Origin of the sequence: Leucobacter chromiireducens subsp. chromiireducens (assembly GCF_016758255.1) — a bacterium.
Taxonomy (GTDB): domain Bacteria; phylum Actinomycetota; class Actinomycetes; order Actinomycetales; family Microbacteriaceae; genus Leucobacter; species Leucobacter chromiireducens.
Genome location: NZ_QYAD01000002.1, coordinates 385,387 through 403,306 on the forward strand (window position 1 = coordinate 385,387; position 17,920 = coordinate 403,306).

Annotated in this window: 19 protein-coding genes; 16 read left to right on the forward strand and 3 right to left on the reverse strand. The window is 66.9% G+C overall.

Annotated features, from left to right (window positions below; all coding sequences use genetic code 11):
• Positions 1–25 precede the first annotated feature (25 nt).
• The 8 genes from D3226_RS07815 to D3226_RS07850 all read left to right on the forward strand — a co-directional run bounded on the left by D3226_RS07815 (position 26) and on the right by D3226_RS07850 (position 7,595).
• On the forward strand, positions 26–571 hold the full coding sequence (locus D3226_RS07815; RefSeq protein ID WP_025133964.1) for a F0F1 ATP synthase subunit B: 546 nt from the start codon (positions 26–28) through the stop codon (positions 569–571).
• Positions 571–1,347: a F0F1 ATP synthase subunit delta gene (locus D3226_RS07820; RefSeq protein ID WP_202381938.1), complete on the forward strand. Its 777-nt coding sequence runs from the start codon at positions 571–573 to the stop codon at positions 1,345–1,347. The genes D3226_RS07815 and D3226_RS07820 overlap by 1 nt, the downstream gene beginning before the upstream one ends.
• Positions 1,348–1,403: 56 nt before the next feature.
• Positions 1,404–3,029: a F0F1 ATP synthase subunit alpha gene (atpA, locus tag D3226_RS07825; RefSeq protein ID WP_202381940.1), complete on the forward strand. Its 1,626-nt coding sequence runs from the start codon at positions 1,404–1,406 to the stop codon at positions 3,027–3,029.
• Between the two features lie 78 nt (positions 3,030–3,107).
• Positions 3,108–3,998, forward strand: a complete 891-nt coding sequence (locus tag D3226_RS07830; RefSeq protein WP_202381941.1) for a F0F1 ATP synthase subunit gamma — start codon at positions 3,108–3,110, stop codon at positions 3,996–3,998.
• A gap of 24 nt (positions 3,999–4,022) precedes the next feature.
• Positions 4,023–5,486 carry a F0F1 ATP synthase subunit beta gene (gene atpD, locus D3226_RS07835; protein WP_202381943.1) on the forward strand — a complete coding sequence of 488 codons (1,464 nt, stop codon included), beginning with the start codon at positions 4,023–4,025 and terminating at the stop codon, positions 5,484–5,486.
• Between the two features lie 3 nt (positions 5,487–5,489).
• Positions 5,490–5,750, forward strand: coding sequence for a F0F1 ATP synthase subunit epsilon (locus D3226_RS07840; protein ID WP_202381945.1), 261 nt, complete (start codon positions 5,490–5,492; stop codon positions 5,748–5,750).
• 133 nt (positions 5,751–5,883) lie between these two features.
• Complete coding sequence (locus D3226_RS07845) at positions 5,884–6,681, forward strand: peroxide stress protein YaaA (RefSeq protein ID WP_202381947.1); 798 nt, start codon at positions 5,884–5,886, stop codon at positions 6,679–6,681.
• A 29-nt stretch (positions 6,682–6,710) separates the two neighbouring features.
• A complete protein-coding gene (locus tag D3226_RS07850) occupies positions 6,711–7,595 on the forward strand; it encodes a PP2C family protein-serine/threonine phosphatase (protein ID WP_202381949.1) in 885 nt (294 codons plus the stop codon).
• 10 nt (positions 7,596–7,605) lie between these two features.
• On the opposite strand, the gene D3226_RS07855 is transcribed toward D3226_RS07850, so the two are convergent.
• Both D3226_RS07855 and D3226_RS07860 read right to left on the reverse strand, forming a co-directional pair.
• Entirely contained in the window at positions 7,606–8,409 is an 804-nt protein-coding gene (locus tag D3226_RS07855) for an ABC transporter permease (protein ID WP_337248936.1), read from the reverse strand.
• Complete coding sequence (locus D3226_RS07860) at positions 8,406–9,371, reverse strand: ABC transporter ATP-binding protein (RefSeq protein WP_202381951.1); 966 nt, start codon at positions 9,369–9,371, stop codon at positions 8,406–8,408. The genes D3226_RS07855 and D3226_RS07860 overlap by 4 nt, the downstream gene beginning before the upstream one ends.
• Positions 9,372–9,501: 130 nt before the next feature.
• Between D3226_RS07860 and D3226_RS07865 the strand changes: the two genes are divergently transcribed.
• The gene (locus D3226_RS07865) at positions 9,502–10,281 is read left to right on the forward strand and encodes a TetR/AcrR family transcriptional regulator (RefSeq protein WP_202381953.1); all 780 of its coding nucleotides are present in this window, start codon (positions 9,502–9,504) and stop codon (positions 10,279–10,281) included.
• A gap of 105 nt (positions 10,282–10,386) precedes the next feature.
• On the opposite strand, the gene D3226_RS07870 is transcribed toward D3226_RS07865, so the two are convergent.
• Positions 10,387–11,772 carry an aminotransferase class III-fold pyridoxal phosphate-dependent enzyme gene (locus D3226_RS07870; protein WP_202381955.1) on the reverse strand — a complete coding sequence of 462 codons (1,386 nt, stop codon included), beginning with the start codon at positions 11,770–11,772 and terminating at the stop codon, positions 10,387–10,389.
• A gap of 55 nt (positions 11,773–11,827) precedes the next feature.
• Here D3226_RS07870 and D3226_RS07875 point away from each other — a divergent pair, with 55 nt between their 5' ends.
• From D3226_RS07875 to D3226_RS07905, 7 genes are all read left to right on the forward strand, one after another.
• Positions 11,828–12,319 carry an OsmC family protein gene (locus D3226_RS07875; RefSeq protein WP_202381957.1) on the forward strand — a complete coding sequence of 164 codons (492 nt, stop codon included), beginning with the start codon at positions 11,828–11,830 and terminating at the stop codon, positions 12,317–12,319.
• 41 nt (positions 12,320–12,360) lie between these two features.
• Positions 12,361–13,971, forward strand: coding sequence for a methionine--tRNA ligase (gene metG / locus D3226_RS07880; RefSeq protein WP_202381959.1), 1,611 nt, complete (start codon positions 12,361–12,363; stop codon positions 13,969–13,971).
• Positions 13,968–14,873: a TatD family hydrolase gene (locus tag D3226_RS07885; protein ID WP_202381961.1), complete on the forward strand. Its 906-nt coding sequence runs from the start codon at positions 13,968–13,970 to the stop codon at positions 14,871–14,873. The genes metG and D3226_RS07885 overlap by 4 nt, the downstream gene beginning before the upstream one ends.
• Positions 14,870–15,745, forward strand: a complete 876-nt coding sequence (gene rsmA, locus D3226_RS07890; protein WP_202381963.1) for a 16S rRNA (adenine(1518)-N(6)/adenine(1519)-N(6))-dimethyltransferase RsmA — start codon at positions 14,870–14,872, stop codon at positions 15,743–15,745. Before D3226_RS07885 ends, rsmA begins: the two co-directional genes overlap by 4 nt.
• A gap of 258 nt (positions 15,746–16,003) precedes the next feature.
• A complete protein-coding gene (locus D3226_RS07895) occupies positions 16,004–16,942 on the forward strand; it encodes a 4-(cytidine 5'-diphospho)-2-C-methyl-D-erythritol kinase (RefSeq protein WP_202381964.1) in 939 nt (312 codons plus the stop codon).
• Positions 16,943–16,985: 43 nt separating this feature from the next.
• Complete coding sequence (locus D3226_RS07900) at positions 16,986–17,681, forward strand: DsbA family protein (protein ID WP_202381966.1); 696 nt, start codon at positions 16,986–16,988, stop codon at positions 17,679–17,681.
• Positions 17,682–17,720: 39 nt separating this feature from the next.
• Positions 17,721–17,903, forward strand: coding sequence for a hypothetical protein (locus D3226_RS07905; protein ID WP_202381968.1), 183 nt, complete (start codon positions 17,721–17,723; stop codon positions 17,901–17,903).
• Positions 17,904–17,920: the final 17 nt, after the last annotated feature.

Genomic DNA, 17,920 nt, shown 5'->3' on the forward strand with positions numbered 1-17,920 from the left:
TCCCTAGTCTCGAAAGGGAGGCACGATGAATTCCGCAGTGCAGATCGCTGCAGAGAGCGCGCCCAACCCGCTGCTCCCGGCGACCTACGACATCGTCTGGTCGGCGATCGCGTTCATCATTATCCTCATCGCTTTCTGGAAGGTCTTCCTCCCGAAGGTGCAGGTCATGCTTGACGCTCGCGCCGAAGCGATTGAGGGCAACATCGCCAAGGCCGACGAGGCTCAGGCGAAGGCCGAGGCGGCGCTGCAGGAGTACACCGCGCAGCTCGCTAGCGCTCGTCAGGAAGCCGGCGAGATCCGAGAGGCCGCCCGTGCGGATGCCTCGAAGATTGTTGCCAAGGCGCAGGAGGATGCAACCGCCGAGCAGGCACGCATCACCCACGCAGCCCAGGTGCAGATCGAGGCGGAGCGCCAGAGCGCTGTCGTTTCGCTCCGCAAGGATGTCGGATCGCTCGCGATCGACCTCGCCTCGAGCGTGGTCGGCGAGTCGCTCACCGATGATCAGAAGGCGTCCGCTCTCGTGGACCGCTTCCTCGCTGATCTCGAAGCATCCGAGAAGGCGGCTCAGTAATGGGCAGCGCGTCACGCGAAGCACTGGCTCAGGCCCGGACCGCAATCACTGGGCGACTCGCTCAGAGCGCCGGTGCCGAGCTGCTGCAGGCCGCGAGCCGTCTCGCTGAGAACCCCGCGCTGGCCGCGGCCCTCGGCGACGCCGCAGCTCCGGCTGAGGCGAAGGCCCAGGTCGTTGAGCGGCTCTTCGGCGGGTTCTCCGCGGGCGCGCGCTCGGTGCTGTCCGCAGCCGCCCAGGGCCGCTGGTCGAACACCGACGAGTTCGTCGACGGTGTGGAAGAGCTCGGCCTCCGCGCCGAAAGCGTCTCGAACGCTGCGCTCTCCGACGAGCTGCTCGCAGTGGCCGACGTTGTCGGCAGCAGCCACGAGCTGCAGCTCAACCTGGGCAGCAAGCTCGCTGAGCCGGCCGGCAAGGTCGCGCTCGTGCAGAGCCTGCTGAACGGCAAGATCTCGGCGCAGTCGACTCAGGTCGTCAGCTACCTCGTCGCGAACTCGCGCGGTCGTCGTCTCGACACGATGCTCCGCAACGGCGCGCGCGTTGCTGCCGATCAGGCCGGCACCGAGCTCGCCACGGTCACCGTCGCTGCACCGCTCTCGGCTGATCAGCAGTCACGTCTCGCACGTGCGCTCGAGCAGACCGCCGGCCGTCCGGTGAAGATCACCACCGTGATTGACCCCGCCCTCGTCGGCGGAATCCGGATCCAGATCGCCGACGACATCATCGACGGCAGCGTTCGCGCTCGCCTCGAGGAACTGCGTCAGCAGCTCGCAGCGTAGAGCACCTACTTTTTACCCCCGGGGGCGGCGCTTCCGGAACAGACAGAGGAAACGAAATGGCAGAACTCTCCATCAGCCCGGACGAGATCCGGAATGCGCTGAAAGACTTCGCAGCGTCGTACGAGCCGACCCAGGCGGGCAAGACTGAGGTCGGTACCGTCGTGGACGCCGCTGACGGCATCGCACACGTCTCGGGTCTCCCCGGCGTGATGGCGAACGAGCTTGTCCGCTTCGCGGACGGCACCCTGGGCCTCGCTCAGAACCTCGAGGAAGACGAGATCGGCGTTGTGGTGCTCGGTGAGTTCACCGACATCGCAGAGGGCCAGCCCGTCACCCGCACGGGTGAGGTGCTCTCGGTTCCCGTGGGCGAGGGCTACCTCGGCCGCGTGGTCGACCCGCTCGGCAACCCGATCGATGGTCTCGGCGAGATCGCTGGCGTTGAGGGCCGTCGTGCGCTCGAACTCCAGGCTCCCGGCGTGATGCAGCGTAAGTCGGTCCACGAGCCGCTGCAGACCGGCATCAAGGCGATCGACGCGATGATCCCCGTTGGCCGTGGCCAGCGTCAGCTCATCATTGGCGACCGCCAGACCGGTAAGACCGCGATCGCGATCGACACGATCATCAACCAGAAGGCCAACTGGGCTTCGGGCGACAAGACGAAGCAGGTGCGCTGCATCTACGTCGCGATCGGCCAGAAGGGCTCGACCATCGCTTCGGTGAAGGGCGCGCTTGAAGAGGCTGGCGCGATGGAGTACACGACCATCGTGGCCTCGCCCGCATCGGATCCCGCTGGCTTCAAGTACCTCGCTCCCTACACGGGCTCGGCGATCGGTCAGCACTGGATGTACGACGGCAAGCACGTCCTGGTCATCTTCGACGATCTGTCGAAGCAGGCTGAGGCGTACCGTGCTGTGTCGCTGCTTCTCCGTCGTCCGCCGGGGCGCGAGGCGTACCCCGGTGACGTCTTCTACCTGCACTCCCGTCTCCTGGAGCGTTGTGCAAAGCTCTCCGACGAGCTCGGCGCAGGTTCGATGACCGGTCTGCCGATCATCGAGACGAAGGCCAACGACGTCTCGGCGTACATCCCGACCAACGTGATCTCGATCACCGATGGCCAGATCTTCCTCCAGTCGGATCTGTTCAACGCGAACCAGCGCCCCGCAGTTGACGTGGGCATCTCGGTGTCGCGAGTCGGCGGCGACGCACAGGTCAAGTCGATCAAGAAGGTTTCGGGCACGCTGAAGCTTGAGCTCGCTCAGTACCGTGCGCTCGAGGCGTTCGCGATGTTCGCATCGGACCTCGATGCGGCAAGCCGCAAGCAGCTCGAGCGTGGCGCACGCCTCACCGAGCTCCTGAAGCAGCCGCAGTACACGCCGTACCCCGTCGAGGAGCAGACCGTCTCCATCTGGGCCGGCACCAACGGCTTCCTTGATGAGGTTCCGGTTGAGGACATCCTGCGCTTCGAGCGCGAGTTCCTCGACTTCCTCGGCCGCAACTCGGAGGCGCTCGCAACGCTTCGCTCGACCAACGTGCTCGACGACGCAACTGTCGCTGAGATCACCGCGCAGATCGAGAAGTTCAAGAGCGAGTTCCGCACCTCTGCCGGCAAGAGCCTGAACGAGCAGTTCGAGCAGCTCGACGAGGCCGAGATCAAGCAGGAGCAGCTGGTCGTCAAGAAGTAGTGCGCTGTCCGGTGGGGGCTCCCAGCCCCCACCGGCTCCACCACTTGATCAGTAAGCCCCGACCACTACAGGAGAGACATGGGAGCGCAACTTCGGGTCTACCGGCAGAAGATTCGTTCTGCCCAGACGACCAAGAAGATCACCCGTGCGATGGAGCTGATCGCAGCCTCTCGCATTCAGAAGGCAAAGGCACGCGTCGAAGCTTCGACGCCCTACGCCACCGCGATCACCCGCGCCGTTTCGGCCGTTGCGACGCACTCGAACACCGATCACCCGCTGCTCACCGAGGCCGACAAGGTCGAGCGCGCAGCAGTGGTCATTTTCACCTCTGATCGCGGCCTCGCCGGCGCGTTCAACTCGCAGGTGCTGCGCGAGGCCGAAGAGCTCTCCGAGCTTCTCCGCGCCGAGGGCAAGGACGTCGTCTACTACCTCATCGGCCGCAAGGCTCAGGGGTACTTCGCGTTCCGACGCCGCGCGTCTGAGCGTATCTGGGCCGGCGACACCGAGAACCCGACCTTTGAGACCGCGAAGGAGGTCGCCGAGGCACTCCTCGAGATCTTCGGCCGCGATGCCTCTGAGGGCGGCGCTCAGGAGCTGCACCTGGTGTACAACCGCCTGATCAGCATGGTGAGCCAGGTTCCCGAGGTTCACCGCCTGCTGCCGCTCCAGGTGGTCGAGGGTGTTGCTGAGCCGACGGACGAGCCCGCACCGCTGTACGAGTTCGAGCCCGAGCCCGATCTCGTTCTGGAGCAGCTGCTTCCCGCCTACATCGAGTCACGTATCTTCAACGCGATGCTCGAGTCGGCCGCTGCGAAGCACGCCGCAACCCAGAAGGCGATGAAGTCGGCAAGCGACAACGCCGACACGCTGATCCGCGACTACACCCGCCTCGCGAACAACGCTCGCCAGGCCGAAATCACCCAGCAGATTTCCGAGATCGTCGGCGGCGCTGACGCGCTGTCAAGCTAATCTGAAGCACGAAGAGAGAGAATCATGACCGAATCCGCCGCTGTGGCGACTGAGGCTGCCGCACAGGTCATCGGGCGCATCGCCCGCGTGACCGGCCCCGTCGTCGACATCGAGTTCCCGCACGACGCGATCCCCGCTGTCTACAACGCGCTCCAGACCACCGTCGATTTCGGTGACGGCCAGGAGCCGCTGAAGCTCGTCCTCGAGGTTGCTCAGCACCTCGGCGACAACCTGGTTCGTGCAATCGCCCTGAAGCCCACCGACGGTCTCGTCCGTGGCCAGGAAGTCTTCGACACCGGTGAGTCGATCACCGTGCCCGTCGGCGACATCACCAAGGGCAAGGTTTTCAACGTCACCGGTGATGTGCTCAACCTCCCCGAGGGCGAGACCATCGACGTGACCGAGCGCTGGAGCATCCACCGCACCCCGCCGGCCTTCGACCAGCTCGAGTCGAAGACGCAGCTCTTCGAGACCGGCATCAAGTCGATCGACCTCCTGACCCCCTACGTGCAGGGTGGAAAGATTGGTCTCTTCGGTGGCGCTGGCGTCGGCAAGACCGTCCTCATCCAGGAGATGATCCAGCGTGTTGCGCAGGATCACGGTGGTGTGTCGGTGTTCGCCGGTGTGGGCGAGCGTACCCGTGAGGGCAACGACCTCATCCACGAGATGGACGAGGCTGGCGTCTTCGACAAGACGGCACTCGTGTTCGGCCAGATGGATGAGCCCCCGGGGACGCGTCTGCGCGTCGCTCTCTCGGCCCTCACCATGGCTGAGTACTTCCGCGATGTTCAGAAGCAGGACGTGCTCCTCTTCATCGACAACATCTTCCGCTTCACGCAGGCCGGTTCTGAGGTCTCGACGCTGCTCGGCCGTATGCCCTCCGCTGTGGGCTACCAGCCGAACCTCGCCGACGAGATGGGTATCCTCCAGGAGCGCATCACCTCGACCCGCGGTCACTCGATCACCTCGCTGCAGGCGATCTACGTCCCCGCGGACGACTACACTGACCCGGCTCCCGCGACCACGTTCGCGCACCTCGATGCGACCACCGAGCTTTCGCGTGAGATCGCCTCGAAGGGCCTCTACCCCGCGATCGACCCGCTGACCTCGTCCAGCCGCATCATGGATCCCCGCTACTTGGGCGCGGACCACTACCGCGTTGCGACCACGGTCAAGCAGATCCTCCAGAAGAACAAGGAGCTCCAGGAGATCATCGCGATCCTTGGTGTCGACGAGCTCTCCGAAGAGGACAAGATCACGGTATCGCGCGCACGTCGCATCCAGCAGTTCCTCTCGCAGAACACCTACATGGCGAAGAAGTTCACCGGCGTCGAGGGCTCCACGGTTCCGCTCAAGGAGACCATCGAGTCGTTCGACGCGATCGCCAAGGGCGAGTTCGACCACGTTGCTGAGCAGGCGTTCTTCAACGTCGGTGGCATCAGCGATGTCGAGGAGAAGTGGGCTCAGATGCAGAAGGACATGGCCTAAACCATGGCTTCGCTGAACGTGAGTGTCGTCTCGGCCGACCGTGAGGTCTGGACGGGCGCTGCCTCCCAGGTCGTCGCACGGACGGTCGAGGGCGAGATCGGCATTCTCGCGGGCCACGAGCCGCTCCTGGCACTGCTGGGCGCCGGCGAGGTCCGCGTGACCACTGGCTCCGGTGAGAAGGTGACGGTCGACGCAGAGGGCGGGTTCCTCTCCGTGGATCACGACACCGTGACCATCGTTGCTGGCAAGGCGACGCTCGCATAGCGAGCCGCCTGCACACGAGCTTGAGGCCGGCGGCCACCCCACGGGGTGTGCCGACCGGCCTCGAGCCGTACTCAGGGTCATTCTGCGCACGGCGACGTGCTGACCCATCACCGATACTTCGTGAAAGGCTCTCGTGCTGATTCTCCTCCCGCCGTCCGAGACGAAGCGTTCAGGCGGCACTGGGACGTTCGTGCCTGACCGTCTGCGCAATCACGATGCGCTCGGCGCTGCACGCGCCTCGGTGCGCGCGGCGCTCGAGGAGCTGAGCGAGGATCCCGTGGCCTCTGCGAAGGCGTTGAAGCTCGGCGTGAAGAACGGCGCTGAACGCGAACACAACCTCGTACTGCGTGAAAGCGGAGTGCTCCCGGCAATCGAACGCTACACGGGCGTCCTCTACGACGCGCTCGATGCACCATCGCTCGATGCGCCCGCCCGAGCGTGGCTCGACTCGCACGTTGCGGTGCAGTCCGCGCTCTTCGGCTTGATCGGTGCGGGCGAAGAGATTCCTGCATACCGGCTCTCTGCGGGATCGCGGCTCCCCGGGCTCGGCACGCCGCTGAAGCGCGTGTGGGGGAGCGCACACGCCGCCCTGCCCTGGGCTGAGGCGGGGCTCGTCCTCGACCTTCGCTCCCAGGACTACGCCGCCCTCGCATCGGTACCCGGGGATCGGAGCTGGTTCTTGCACGTCGCCCAACGCGGAGAAGACGGAGCCGTGCGCGCGCTGAATCACTTCAACAAGGCCGCGAAGGGCGACTTCGTGCGACGACTCGCCCGATCCCAAGCTGATTTCACCACCGTCGAAGACGTCGTCGAATGGGCGCGTGAAGCGGGGCTGGAACTCAGCTGCAGCGCAGATTCCCACGAGCTGACGCTCATCACCGAACTGGGTGCGCCGGGAGCCGCGTCCGCGCGCTCGGCTGCGGCGCGGTAGGATACTCGGGTGCTGAAGAGGTGGACGCGATGACCGTGCGCGGGGAGAATGGCTCCCGGCGCCGTTTGCGCTACCGTGCAGACTCCGAGCTCGAGATTGAACTCTCGTGGTGCGGCATTACAGATGTCGGTCGCCGCAGGGAAACGAATCAGGATAGCTACGTGACGACGCCGCCGATCTTCGCGGTGGCGGACGGCATGGGGGGTCATTCTGCGGGCGAGGTCGCCTCCGCGGCCGTCGTGCGTCGGCTTGCCGAGCTCGGGGGCAACCAGACGGTGCTCGAGACCGACATCGACGCGATGCTCTCCGACGCGGTCGACGATATTGAGCTCGACGCGGGGGAGACCGAGCTGGGTGCCGGCACGACGGTCACCGGCGTGTGCTTCGGCTCGGCCGAGGCCCCCACCTGGACCGTCTTCAACATCGGCGACTCGCGGGTGTACCAGTACTTCAAGGGCGCGCTCAGCCAGATCACGGTCGACCACTCGGTGGTGCAGCATCTGATCGACACCGGCGCGATCACCGAAGAGGAAGCCGAAACGCACCCGCACGCGAACGTGATCACGCGCGCCGTTGGATTCAACGAGGCGCCCATTCCGGACTACACCTCGCTCGCCCTGATCCCGGGCCAGCGGCTTCTCATCTGCTCCGATGGTCTCACGAAGGAACTCACGGACATCGGGATCCAGCACTTCCTGGCGACGCAGGCCACGGCTGAGGATGCGGCGCGCATGCTCGTGCAGCAGGCCGTCGACAACGCGGGCCGCGACAACGTGACCGCGATCGTCATCGACGTGCACGCCGTCGGCGACGTGATCGACACGGGCAGCATGGAGTCGGCGGGTATCTCGCTCGATGAGCTGGGCGACCCCGAGGTGGACACGGAACCGGTTCCCGTCCCCACCTCGGAGTAGCGCGTTTGAGCTAGCCGCGACGACGCAGCGCGAGGATGGCGGCCACGACCGCGGCGGCGCACCAGATCAGCACGACCGTGAGGTCGCGACCCGACGCTGTGAAATCGTTGCCGGCGAGACCCGCGCGCATCAGATTGGCCATTGGCTCGATTGGCAGGATCGCGTGTACGGAGCGGAGCCACTCAGGAAGGTTTTCCGCCGGGAAGCTCACGGGGGAGAAGAGCAGCAGCAAGAACACCAGGAGCTGGGTGAGTAGCTGCGCCACTACGGGCGGGAGCAGCACCGCGAAGGCGTAGCCGATCGCCGCCGCAGTGAGTGAGATGAGGAGCGCCACGGGCACGATCCACGGCTGGATCGAGTAAGCGATGTCGTAGCGCAGCGCGCCAGCGAGCGCTCCCAGCACGAGCCCGGGCAGCGCAAGGAGCGTCCACACGGAGAGATCGGCGATGAGAAACGCTGCGCGTGGAACTGGGAGTGTGCGGAGCCAGTCGGCGCTTCCCTCGGTGCGCGACTGCGCCATGAGCTGCGGCGTCATGACGAGGCCGACCGTGATGAGCGTGATGGTGGGCGCGCCCGTCGCGAGGAAGAGCGCGGCTTCGGGCTGCACATCGCCGATGAGGATGCCGTAACCCAGCACCGTCGACACGGCGAGCGCCGTCTGCACGACGACCATGAGCGGGAGGAACTCGGCTTGGCGTCGCAGCTGCCACACCAGCAGGAAACGGGTGCTCGCGAGTCCGCCGCCGCGCGCAGCCGGGGCCACGTGGGCGAGTGCGGGTGTGCTGCGGTCTGTAGTGGTGCTGATCGTGCTCACGCTGCGGCCTCCGATTCTGCGCCAACAAGTTCGAGGTATGCGTCTTCGAGCGACGGGGGCGTGAGCGCGAAACGCTCGATCGTTCCGCGCGCCTGTGCCGACTGAGCCCAGTCGACGACTTCCGCGCTTCGAGACGTGGGCACCGCAACGGTGGTACGGCCGCTGTTCGAGCTGAGGGGATCGAGCCCCGCGGGAAGTGGCGGGAGGGCCGAACTGTCGAGTTCAAGGAGGAGCTGATCGCTCAGGTGCGCAGTGAGGTGCGCCGGCGTGCCCGCGGCGATGGTGCGGCCGCGATCGAGCACGATGAGCTCGTCGACCGCGCGCTCCGCCTCACGCACATTGTGCGTCACCAAGAGCACCGCGGCCCCCTCGGCTGCTGTGGCGCGAATCGCGTCCCAGAGCAGCCGGCGGCGGGCCGGGTCAACATCGTTCGTTGGCTCATCGAGGATAACGAGTGCTCCCGGGCGCACAACGGTCATGCAGAAAGCGGTGAGCCGCGCGACGCCGCCGGAAACCTTCTGCGCCGGGGTGTCGGCCCACGCGCCGAGATCCAGCGCCTCGAGGAGATCGCTCGCTCGGGATCGCACCTCCCGCTTCCCGCCCCCGCGGATCCGGCCAACAAGTTCAATCGCCGCACGCGGGGTGAGCCCGGTGATCGGCACATTCGCCTGTGCCTGCACGGAGACGAGCTCGCGAGCGCGGGCGGGGTGTGCGATGGCATCGACCCCGGCGAGCGAGATCGTGCCCGAGTCTGGGCGGAGCAGGCCCACGATCTGGTTGACGAGCGTGGTTTTGCCGGCGCCGTTGTGGCCGAGCACTCCGAGCACGCGACCCGGCCGCGCAGTGAGCGTGATCCCGTCGTTTGCTGGAGCGCTGCGGCGGCGGTACCGCTTTACGAGATCGGTGACCTCGAGAACGGGCGGCGGTGCCGAGCCGTGGGACTGCGGGGGAGCGCTGGGCATGGTGGATCCTCTCTCGACTGGGCGTGTGCCACAAAATACCGATTGGTATGAACATACCGACCAGTATGTTCCGATGCAATCGGGATTCCCATAAGTATTTTTCCGGCCTGCCCCGCGCTAGACTGCAGGCATGGCAGCACGGCAGAGTGATCAGGGGCCCGCGGGCAACGGTGAGCAGAAGCTCCGGGACGCGGCGAAGGCGCTCGCCGATGCTGCGGGCCAATTGGGGCAGAGCCTGGGCGTCGCCGGTGCCTCTGCCGAGACCGGGGTCACGAAGGGATTGCTCGCAGCGGCGCAGGCGCTTGCCCAGGCCACGGCGTGGGTCGAGCAGCGCGCAAAGCCGCTGAGCACGCGCGAACAGCTGATGGAGCAAGCCGCACGACTCTTCGCGGAACGCGGCTTCTCTGGGGTGTCGCTCGAGGACATCGCCCAGGCCGCCGGGTTTACGAAGGGAGCGGTGTACAGCCACTTCGGGTCAAAGGAGCAGGTGTTTCTTGCGGCGGTGCGCAACACGATCGAGCGGATCGAAGCCGGACTCGCGGTGCTTGACGCGGGGGGCGACGCTGCCGGGCTGACCGAGGCGGCGGAAGGTGCGGCGCCGAGCGCGGTGGGTGGGGTCGGGGCTCCCCTCAGTTCCCAGCTCTCCCGTGCGGGGCTTTCAGCAGCTGCGACGCTCGGCGTTGAGGCCCTGCTCTTCGGTAAACGCGTGCCCGAGCATCGCGCCGAGGTGCGTGAGCTGAGCGCGGCGCTCATTGCTGTCCTCGCGCGTGCGGATGAGGGGCTGCGGGACGAGGGGCTGCGGGGTTCGGAGGAGCCCAGTGATGAGCGGGTCCTGGCGCGCGACGAGGCACAGTACGCGGTACTCGCCTTGCGCGCGCTCCTCGCGGGAATCGCCGAGCCTACGGCCTAGACGCTCTTCCACCGCCCGCGCTCACCTGCGGTCGGGGCCCGGGGAAACGGCTGAGCGCCCGGACTCCGAGGGGAATCCGGGCGCTCAGTTCGTGTTCGCGTGTGGCTATGCGCCGGCGGCGGTGAACGCGGCGTCGAGCACGCTCACCACGTCTTCCAGCAGCTCGTCCGTCATCTTGAGCGACGGGAGGAAGCGGATCGCCTGGTTGTGGACGCCCGAGCTGAGCAACAGCACGCCCTGCTGCGCGGCGAAGTCGATGACCTGTGCCACGAGCTCGGGGTTCGGCGTGAGAGTGCCGGGCTGGACGACCTCGATCGCGAGCATCGCGCCCTTGCCGCGAACCTCAGCGATTGCGGGGTGCGCGGCCTTCAGACGCTCGAGCCCTGCACCGAAGACGCGCTCAATGCGCTTGGCCTCGGCGAGGAGATCCTGCGACTCGATCTGCTCGAACACCGCAACCGCCGCGGCGCACGAGACCGGGTTGCCGCCGAAGGTGCCGCCGAGCCCACCGGGCTGCGACTTGTCCATGATCTCGGCGCGGCCGGTGATGCCAGCGAGCGGGAGGCCGCCGGCGATGCCCTTTGCGGAAAGCACGATGTCGGGCTGCACGCCGAACTGCTCGATCGAGAAGACCGTGCCGGTGCGGGCCATGCCGGCCTGCACCTCGTCGGCGATGAAGACGATGCCGTTCTCGCGGCACCACTCGGCGAGCGCGGGGAGGAAGCCCTCCGCGGGGACAATGAAGCCGCCCTCGCCCTGGATCGGCTCAACCACGAGGCAGGCGAGGTCCTCAGCGCCAGCGGACTTCTCGAGGTAGGCGATGGTGCGCGCGGCAGCCTCTGCGCCGGTCAGGCCATCCTGCAGCGGGTACGAGTTCGGCGCCTTGTAGATATCGCCGGCGCGGGGGCCGTAGCCCAGCGCGTACGGTGCGCCCTTGTGGTTCATGCTCGAGGTGAGCATGGTGCGGCCGTGGTACGCGTGCTCAAGCACGGCGACGCCGGGGCGCCCGGTGAACTTCCGCGCAATCTTGACGCCGTTCTCCACCGCCTCGGCTCCCGAGTTCATGAGCAGCGTCTTATAGGGCGCGGCCTCCGTCGAGCCGGGCACGTTCTTGGCAAGGTGCTCGGCGACCGCGACGTACGGCTCGTAGGGGGTCATCGTGAACAGCGTGTGCGTGACCTTCTGTAGCTGAGCGGTTGCCGCCGCAACCACCGCGTCGTCGGTGTGGCCGATCGTGGTGACGCCGATGCCGCCGCACACATCGATGATGTGGTTGCCGTCGACATCGACCAGGATCGAGTCGTGCGCGCGCTCGATGTAGACCGGGAGCACACTGTGCACCCCGGGCGGCACAACGGCCTGTCGACGAGCGTGGATTGCCTGGGACCTCGGCCCCGGAATCGCTGTGACGACGCGGCGCGCTTGGGGGACGGTGGTCTCCGGCTGCGACGCCTCAGAACTGACAGGTGCTTCGATGGTGCCTTCGGTCATGCACTCGATACTACTCCGGGGGCGAGAACATGGGGGAGCGCGCTACGCTGACCCCATGAAGGATGTGCACGAGTACCAAGTCGGTGTCGAGTGGGTGGGAAATCGCGGATCCGGCACGAGCGGGTATCGCGACTACGGCCGCGAGCTGCTCATTCACGCCGCAGGGAAGGCCGCGCTCGAGGGCTCGGCGGATCCGACCTTCCGCGGCAACGCTGAGCGGTGGAATCCCGAGGAGCTGCTGGTCGCGGCCCTCGCGCAGTGCCATATGCTCTCCTACCTCCACATGGCGGTGCGTGCCGGTGTGGTGGTCACCGCGTACGAGGACGCGGCGTCCGGCACGATGCGCCAGGACGGGATCGGCGGTGCCTTTGAGGAGGTCGTGCTGCGCCCGCGCGTCACCGTGACCGACGCGGAAATGGTCAAGCCCGCCCGCGCGGCACACGCGGAGGCTCGGGCGGCCTGCTTTATTGCGAACTCGGTGAACTTCCCCGTGCGCCACGAGCCAGAGATTGTAGTCGCTGGCGCCGCTGCGAGCACCGCGCTGTAACACGGGGCACAAGTGCCCGCCGAGCGAATAGACTGGTGGGTATGCCCAAGACCCCGTCGTTCTCCGTCTCCACCCCGATCTTCTACGTCAACGATGCGCCGCACATCGGACACGCGTACACCGAGGTGGCCGCCGACGTGCTCGCGCGCTGGCACCGCCAGGCGGGTGACGACACGTTCTTCCTCACCGGCACGGACGAGCACGGTCAGAAAATTCTGCGCACCGCGACCGCGAACGGTGTCGCACCGAAGGAGTGGGCTGATCGCCTCGTCGAGACCGCGTGGAAGCCGCTGCTCGACACGATCAACATCTCGAACGATGACTTCATCCGCACCACCGACGCGCGGCACGAGGCGGGCGTCGCCACCTTCCTCCAGAAGCTCTACGACGATGGGCACGTGTACGCGGGCGAGTTCGAAGCGCTCTACTGCGTAGGCTGCGAAGAGTTCAAGCCGAAGAGCGAGATTGTCGACGGCGAGGGCGCCTTCGAAGGGCAGAAGGTGTGCGCCATCCACTCGAAGCCGCTCGAGCTGCTCCAGGAGAAGAACTACTTCTTTAAGATGAGCGCGTTCCAGGACCGACTCCTCGCGCTCTACGAAGAGCGCCCCGATTTTGTGCAGCCGGCGAGCGCGCGCAATGAGGTCATTGCGTTTGTGCAGCAGGGGCTCGAGGATCTCTCGATTTCGCGCACCTCGTTCGACTGGGGCATTCCGATTCCCTGGGACTCCTCGCACGTGACCTACGTGTGGTTTGACGCGCTGCTGAACTACATCACGGCGCGCGGGTACGGCACGAACCCCGAAAACCCAACCGCGGATCTGCAGCACTGGCCCGCCGTGCAGATCGTGGGTAAGGACATCCTCCGGTTCCACGCAGTGATCTGGCCCGCCATGCTCATGGCGGCAGGGCTCGAGGTGCCCTCGAACGTGTTTGCGCACGGCTGGCTGCTCGTGGGCGGCGAGAAGATGTCGAAGTCGAAGCTCACCGGCATCGCGCCGAATGAGATCACCGACACTTTCGGGGCCGACGCGTTCCGCTACTACTTCATGCGTGCGGTGTCGTTCGGTCACGACGGTTCGTTCAGCTGGGAGGACCTCGCTGCGCGCTACCAGGCCGAGCTCGCCAACGGGTTCGGCAACCTCGCGAGCCGCGTGCTTGCAATGAACGCGAAGTACTTCGAGGCGCGTGTGCCCGAGGCTGGCGCGGAGACTCCCGCCGATGCCGCGATCCGTGAGCTTGCTGCGAGCGTGGCGCGCCGCGCAGACGAGAAGATCGAGGCGTTCGCGATCCACGAGGCCATCGCTGCCATCTGGGAGCTGGTTGACGCGCTGAACGGATACATCACGGAGCAGGAGCCCTGGGCGCTCGCGAAGGATCCGGCTCAGCGCGATCGCCTGAGCACCGTGCTCTACACGACGAGCGAGGGGCTCCGCGTGCTCGCTGAGCTTCTCGCGCCGGTCGTTCCCGAAGCCACTGCGAAGCTGTGGACCGCGCTCGGTGCAGAGGAAGCGCTCGGCGCCCTCGCTGCGCAGCCAATCCGCGAGGCTGGCGCGTGGGGTCGCCTGCCCGCCGGGACGCAGCAGCACTCGCTCGCGGTCCTGTTCCCGCGCATCGAGACCGAGACTCCTGCCACGGGTGGTGCCGCGAAGTGAGCGCTGAAACTCCCGCACCCGGCCTGCGCAAGCGGGTCGGGGCTCCGGGGCGCGATCTGACACGCCCGGAAGCGCCCGAGCCGCTTCCGGTTCCGCTCTACGACAACCACACACACCTCGAGTTCGAGGATGGGATCGACCAGCTCGAGCCGCTCGACTCGCTCGACCGGGCCGCCGCGGTGGGCGTGCGCGGTGTCGTGCAGGTGGGAACTGACCTCGAAACGAGTCGCTGGAGCGCGCAGCTCGCAGCGAGTGACCCGCGCGTGCTCGCCGCGGTCGCGCTGCACCCCAACGAAGCGCCGAAGCTCTTCGCGCGTGGGGAGCTGAGCGCACACCTCTCGGAGATCTCGCGGCTCGCGGCGGAACCACGTGTTCGCGCGGTCGGGGAGACCGGACTCGACTTCTTCCGCACGGGCGAGGACGGGCGCGAGGCCCAGATCGAGGCGTTTGAGACCCACATTGAGATCGCGAAGGCGAACGGGATCGCGATGCAGATCCACGATCGAGACGCGCACGATGAGGTCGTTGCGACGCTCACTCGCGTCGGCGCACCAGAGCGCACCGTGTTCCACTGCTTCTCGGGCGATGCGCGCCTCGCCCGTATCTGCAACGAGCATGGGTGGTACATGTCGTTCGCGGGCACCACCACGTTTAAGAACGCCCCCGCTCTGCGAGAGGCGCTTGCGGTCGCCCGGCCCGAGCTCATCCTCGCGGAGACTGATGCCCCGTTCCTCACCCCCGAGCCGCACCGGGGCCGCCCGAACGCGCCGTATCTCTTGCCGGTGACCGTGCGACGTATGGCGGAGACCCTGGAGATGCCGCTCGCCGAGCTCTGCACGCAGATTGCGGCGAACACCGAGCGCGTGTACGGTTCCTGGGATCCTGCGGAGGACGCCGCGTGAGCGCGGCCGAAACCCCCGCGCTCCTCGGCCCCGCCGAGGTGCGCGAGCTCGCCGAGCGGCTGGGCGTCTCGCCCACGAAGAAGCTCGGGCAGAACTTTGTGATCGACCCGAACACCGTGCGCAAGATCGTGCGCCTCGCCGGGGTTGAGGCGGGCGACCGTGTCATCGAGGTGGGCCCCGGGCTGGGCTCGCTCACGCTCGGTGTTACGGAGGCCGGCGCTGATGTGACCGCGGTGGAGATCGACCATCGCCTGGCGGCTGAGCTCCCCGCGACAATTCGCACGATGCAGCCCGAAGCTGCCGAACGCTTCCGTGTGGTGCGCAGCGACGCACTCGAGGTGACCGCGGAGATGCTCGCCGAGCTTCCCGCTGCCCCCGAGCTCCTGGTCGCGAACTTGCCGTACAACGTGTCGGTGCCGATCCTGATGCACTTCCTTGAGCTCATCCCCGAGTTGCGCGGTGGGCTCGTGATGGTGCAGGCGGAGGTGGGCTACCGGATCGCCGCGCAGCCGGGCAGCAAGGAGTACGGTGCGCCGAGCGCGAAGGCCGCCTGGTACGGTCCGTGGCGGATCGCCGGAACGGTGAGTCGGCGCATCTTTTGGCCGGTTCCCGGAGTCGACTCGGTTCTCGTGGGATACGAGCGCCGCGCAGAGCCCCGCGGCACGATCGAGGAGCGGGATCGCACCTTTGCGCTCGTGAACGCGGCGTTCGCGCAGCGGCGCAAGATGCTGCGTCAGTCGCTTCAGGCGGTGCTGGGGCCGTTCGAGGGCGCGGTCGCCACGATTGAGGCGGCGGGCATCGATCCGACGCTGCGCGCGGAGCAGCTCAGCATCGACGACTACCTCGCGATCGCCCGCGCGCAGGCCCGCTAGCCCGAGCTCACCCGCACGCCCCGCCCGCGGGAGAAATCCGCGTTCTCGGTCGAATCCGTTCGAATACGTCCGAGAGTTCAGATTTCTCCTGCGCAGTGGGGCGCGGGGAGGTGAGTGTCTGCAGGGGCGCCGTCACCATGCGGTGACAGGAAACCCCTCACTCTTGCGTGCAGGGTTCGCGCGCGTGGCGAGACCACCGAAAGTCGCCGTGTGACCGGGTGGGAAAGCACCGGTGTCCGGGTGCGCTAGTTTGTACATATGAGCCCGATTTCGAAGCGCACGGTCACCGTGCGGGCACCGGGGAAGATCAATGTCTACTTCCGTGTGGGTGCGTTGCAGGAGGACGGCTACCACGACGTTGCCTCGCTCTACCAGGCGGTGTCTCTCTTCGAGGAGGTCACCGCGACCGCCGCTGACGATTTTACCGTGCGCTTCACCGGTCCAATCGACTCGAGCGAGCTCGCAACCGACCATTCGAACCTCGCGATCATTGCCGCGCGCCGGCTCGCCGAGCACACCGGCTACACGGGCGGGGTCGCGCTCACCATTCTGAAGCGGGTGCCCATCGCGGGCGGCATGGGCGGCGGCTCCGCTGACGCCGCCGCGACCCTTGTTGCGTGCGATGAGCTGTGGGGTACCGGCCTCGGACGCGCGGGCCTGCTGCCACTTGCCGCTGAGCTCGGCGCAGATGTGCCGTTCGCGCTCGAGGGCGGCACTGCCGTCGGTACAGGCCGCGGTGACGAGCTCAGCCCCGCGCTTGCGAAGGGCAACTTCCACTGGGTGTTGGCGCTGTCCGATCTCGGGCTCAGCACTCCGACGGTGTACGGCACGCTCGACCAGCACCGCGACACGTACGCGGTCGACCTCGGGCCGCAGCCCGACCTCGTGAAGGTCGACACTGCGGTGCTACAGGCGGTGCGCATTGGGGACGCGGATTCGCTTGCCGACTCCATGCACAACGATCTGCAGGTCGCCGCGCTGAAGCTCGCCCCTGAACTCGCCGAGCTCCTCGAATTGGGCGAATCACGGGGTGCGCTCGCGGGCATTGTTTCCGGTTCGGGCCCCACCGTTGCGTTCCTCGTCGACGATGCGCAGTCGGCAGCCGAACTGCGCAGCCTGCTCGTGAAGCGCGGCATCCGTGCCCTCACGGTCACGGGTCCGGTGCCGGGCGCACGCCTCCTCGACTCGCAGCTCTAGGAATCCCGGGAATACTGCGCTCGCGGACGTGGTTGCACCGGACGTGAGTGAAACGATCCGCGTAGATATTTGGTCCGACATCGCCTGCCCGTGGTGCTACATCGGCAAGCACCGCTTCGAGGCCGGCGTTGCCGCGTTTACGGCGGAGCACCCCGGCGTTGAGATTGAGGTGGAGAGCCACAGCTTCGAGCTGGCTCCGGATACCCCGCTCGACTTCCAGGGCAGCGAGATCGACTTCCTGGTGAAGCACAAGGGCATGCCCGTTGCACAGGTGGAGCAGATGCTCGGTCAGATGACCGAGATGGCCGCTGCCGAAGGCATCACCTTTGACTTCTCCCGCGTGAAGCACGCGAACACCCGTCGCGCGCACCGCGTCCTGCACCTCGCGAAAGCGGAGGGCGTACAGCCGGCAATGCAGGAGCGCTTGTTCCGCGCATACTTCGCGGAGGGGGCGGACATGTCGGACCCCGAGACCCTCGCCGCGCTCGGTCAGGAGATCGGTTTGGACCCCGCCGCGGTGCGTACGGCACTCGATGACGAGGCGCTCGGCGCCCAGGTCGATGGCGACATCACCCGCGCCCAGATGCTCGGCATCAGCGGCGTGCCGTTCTTCCTGCTCGACCAGAAGTACGGCGTTTCCGGCGCGCAGCCCGCTGACGCGTTCGCGAACGTGCTTGCACAGGTGCTGGAGCTCGGCCGTGCGGGCGAGAAGAACGAAGCCGCACCCGCCGACGCCTAGACCGCGATCCCGTTTCCACACCCGCTGAGAGGACACATGATGACTGAGACCACGAAGACGACCCCCGCCGAAACCGCTGCAGAGACCGCTGCTCAGACGAACCCGGCCGCGGGACTCGAGAGCGCCGCGAGTTTCGCGGACGCGGAGACCCGCGAAATTCTGAACCTGCTGGGCGACAGCGAGGCCGGCGGTTCCTGCTGCGGCGGTTCCTGCTGCATCTAGCGCTCCGCAGCGTGCGA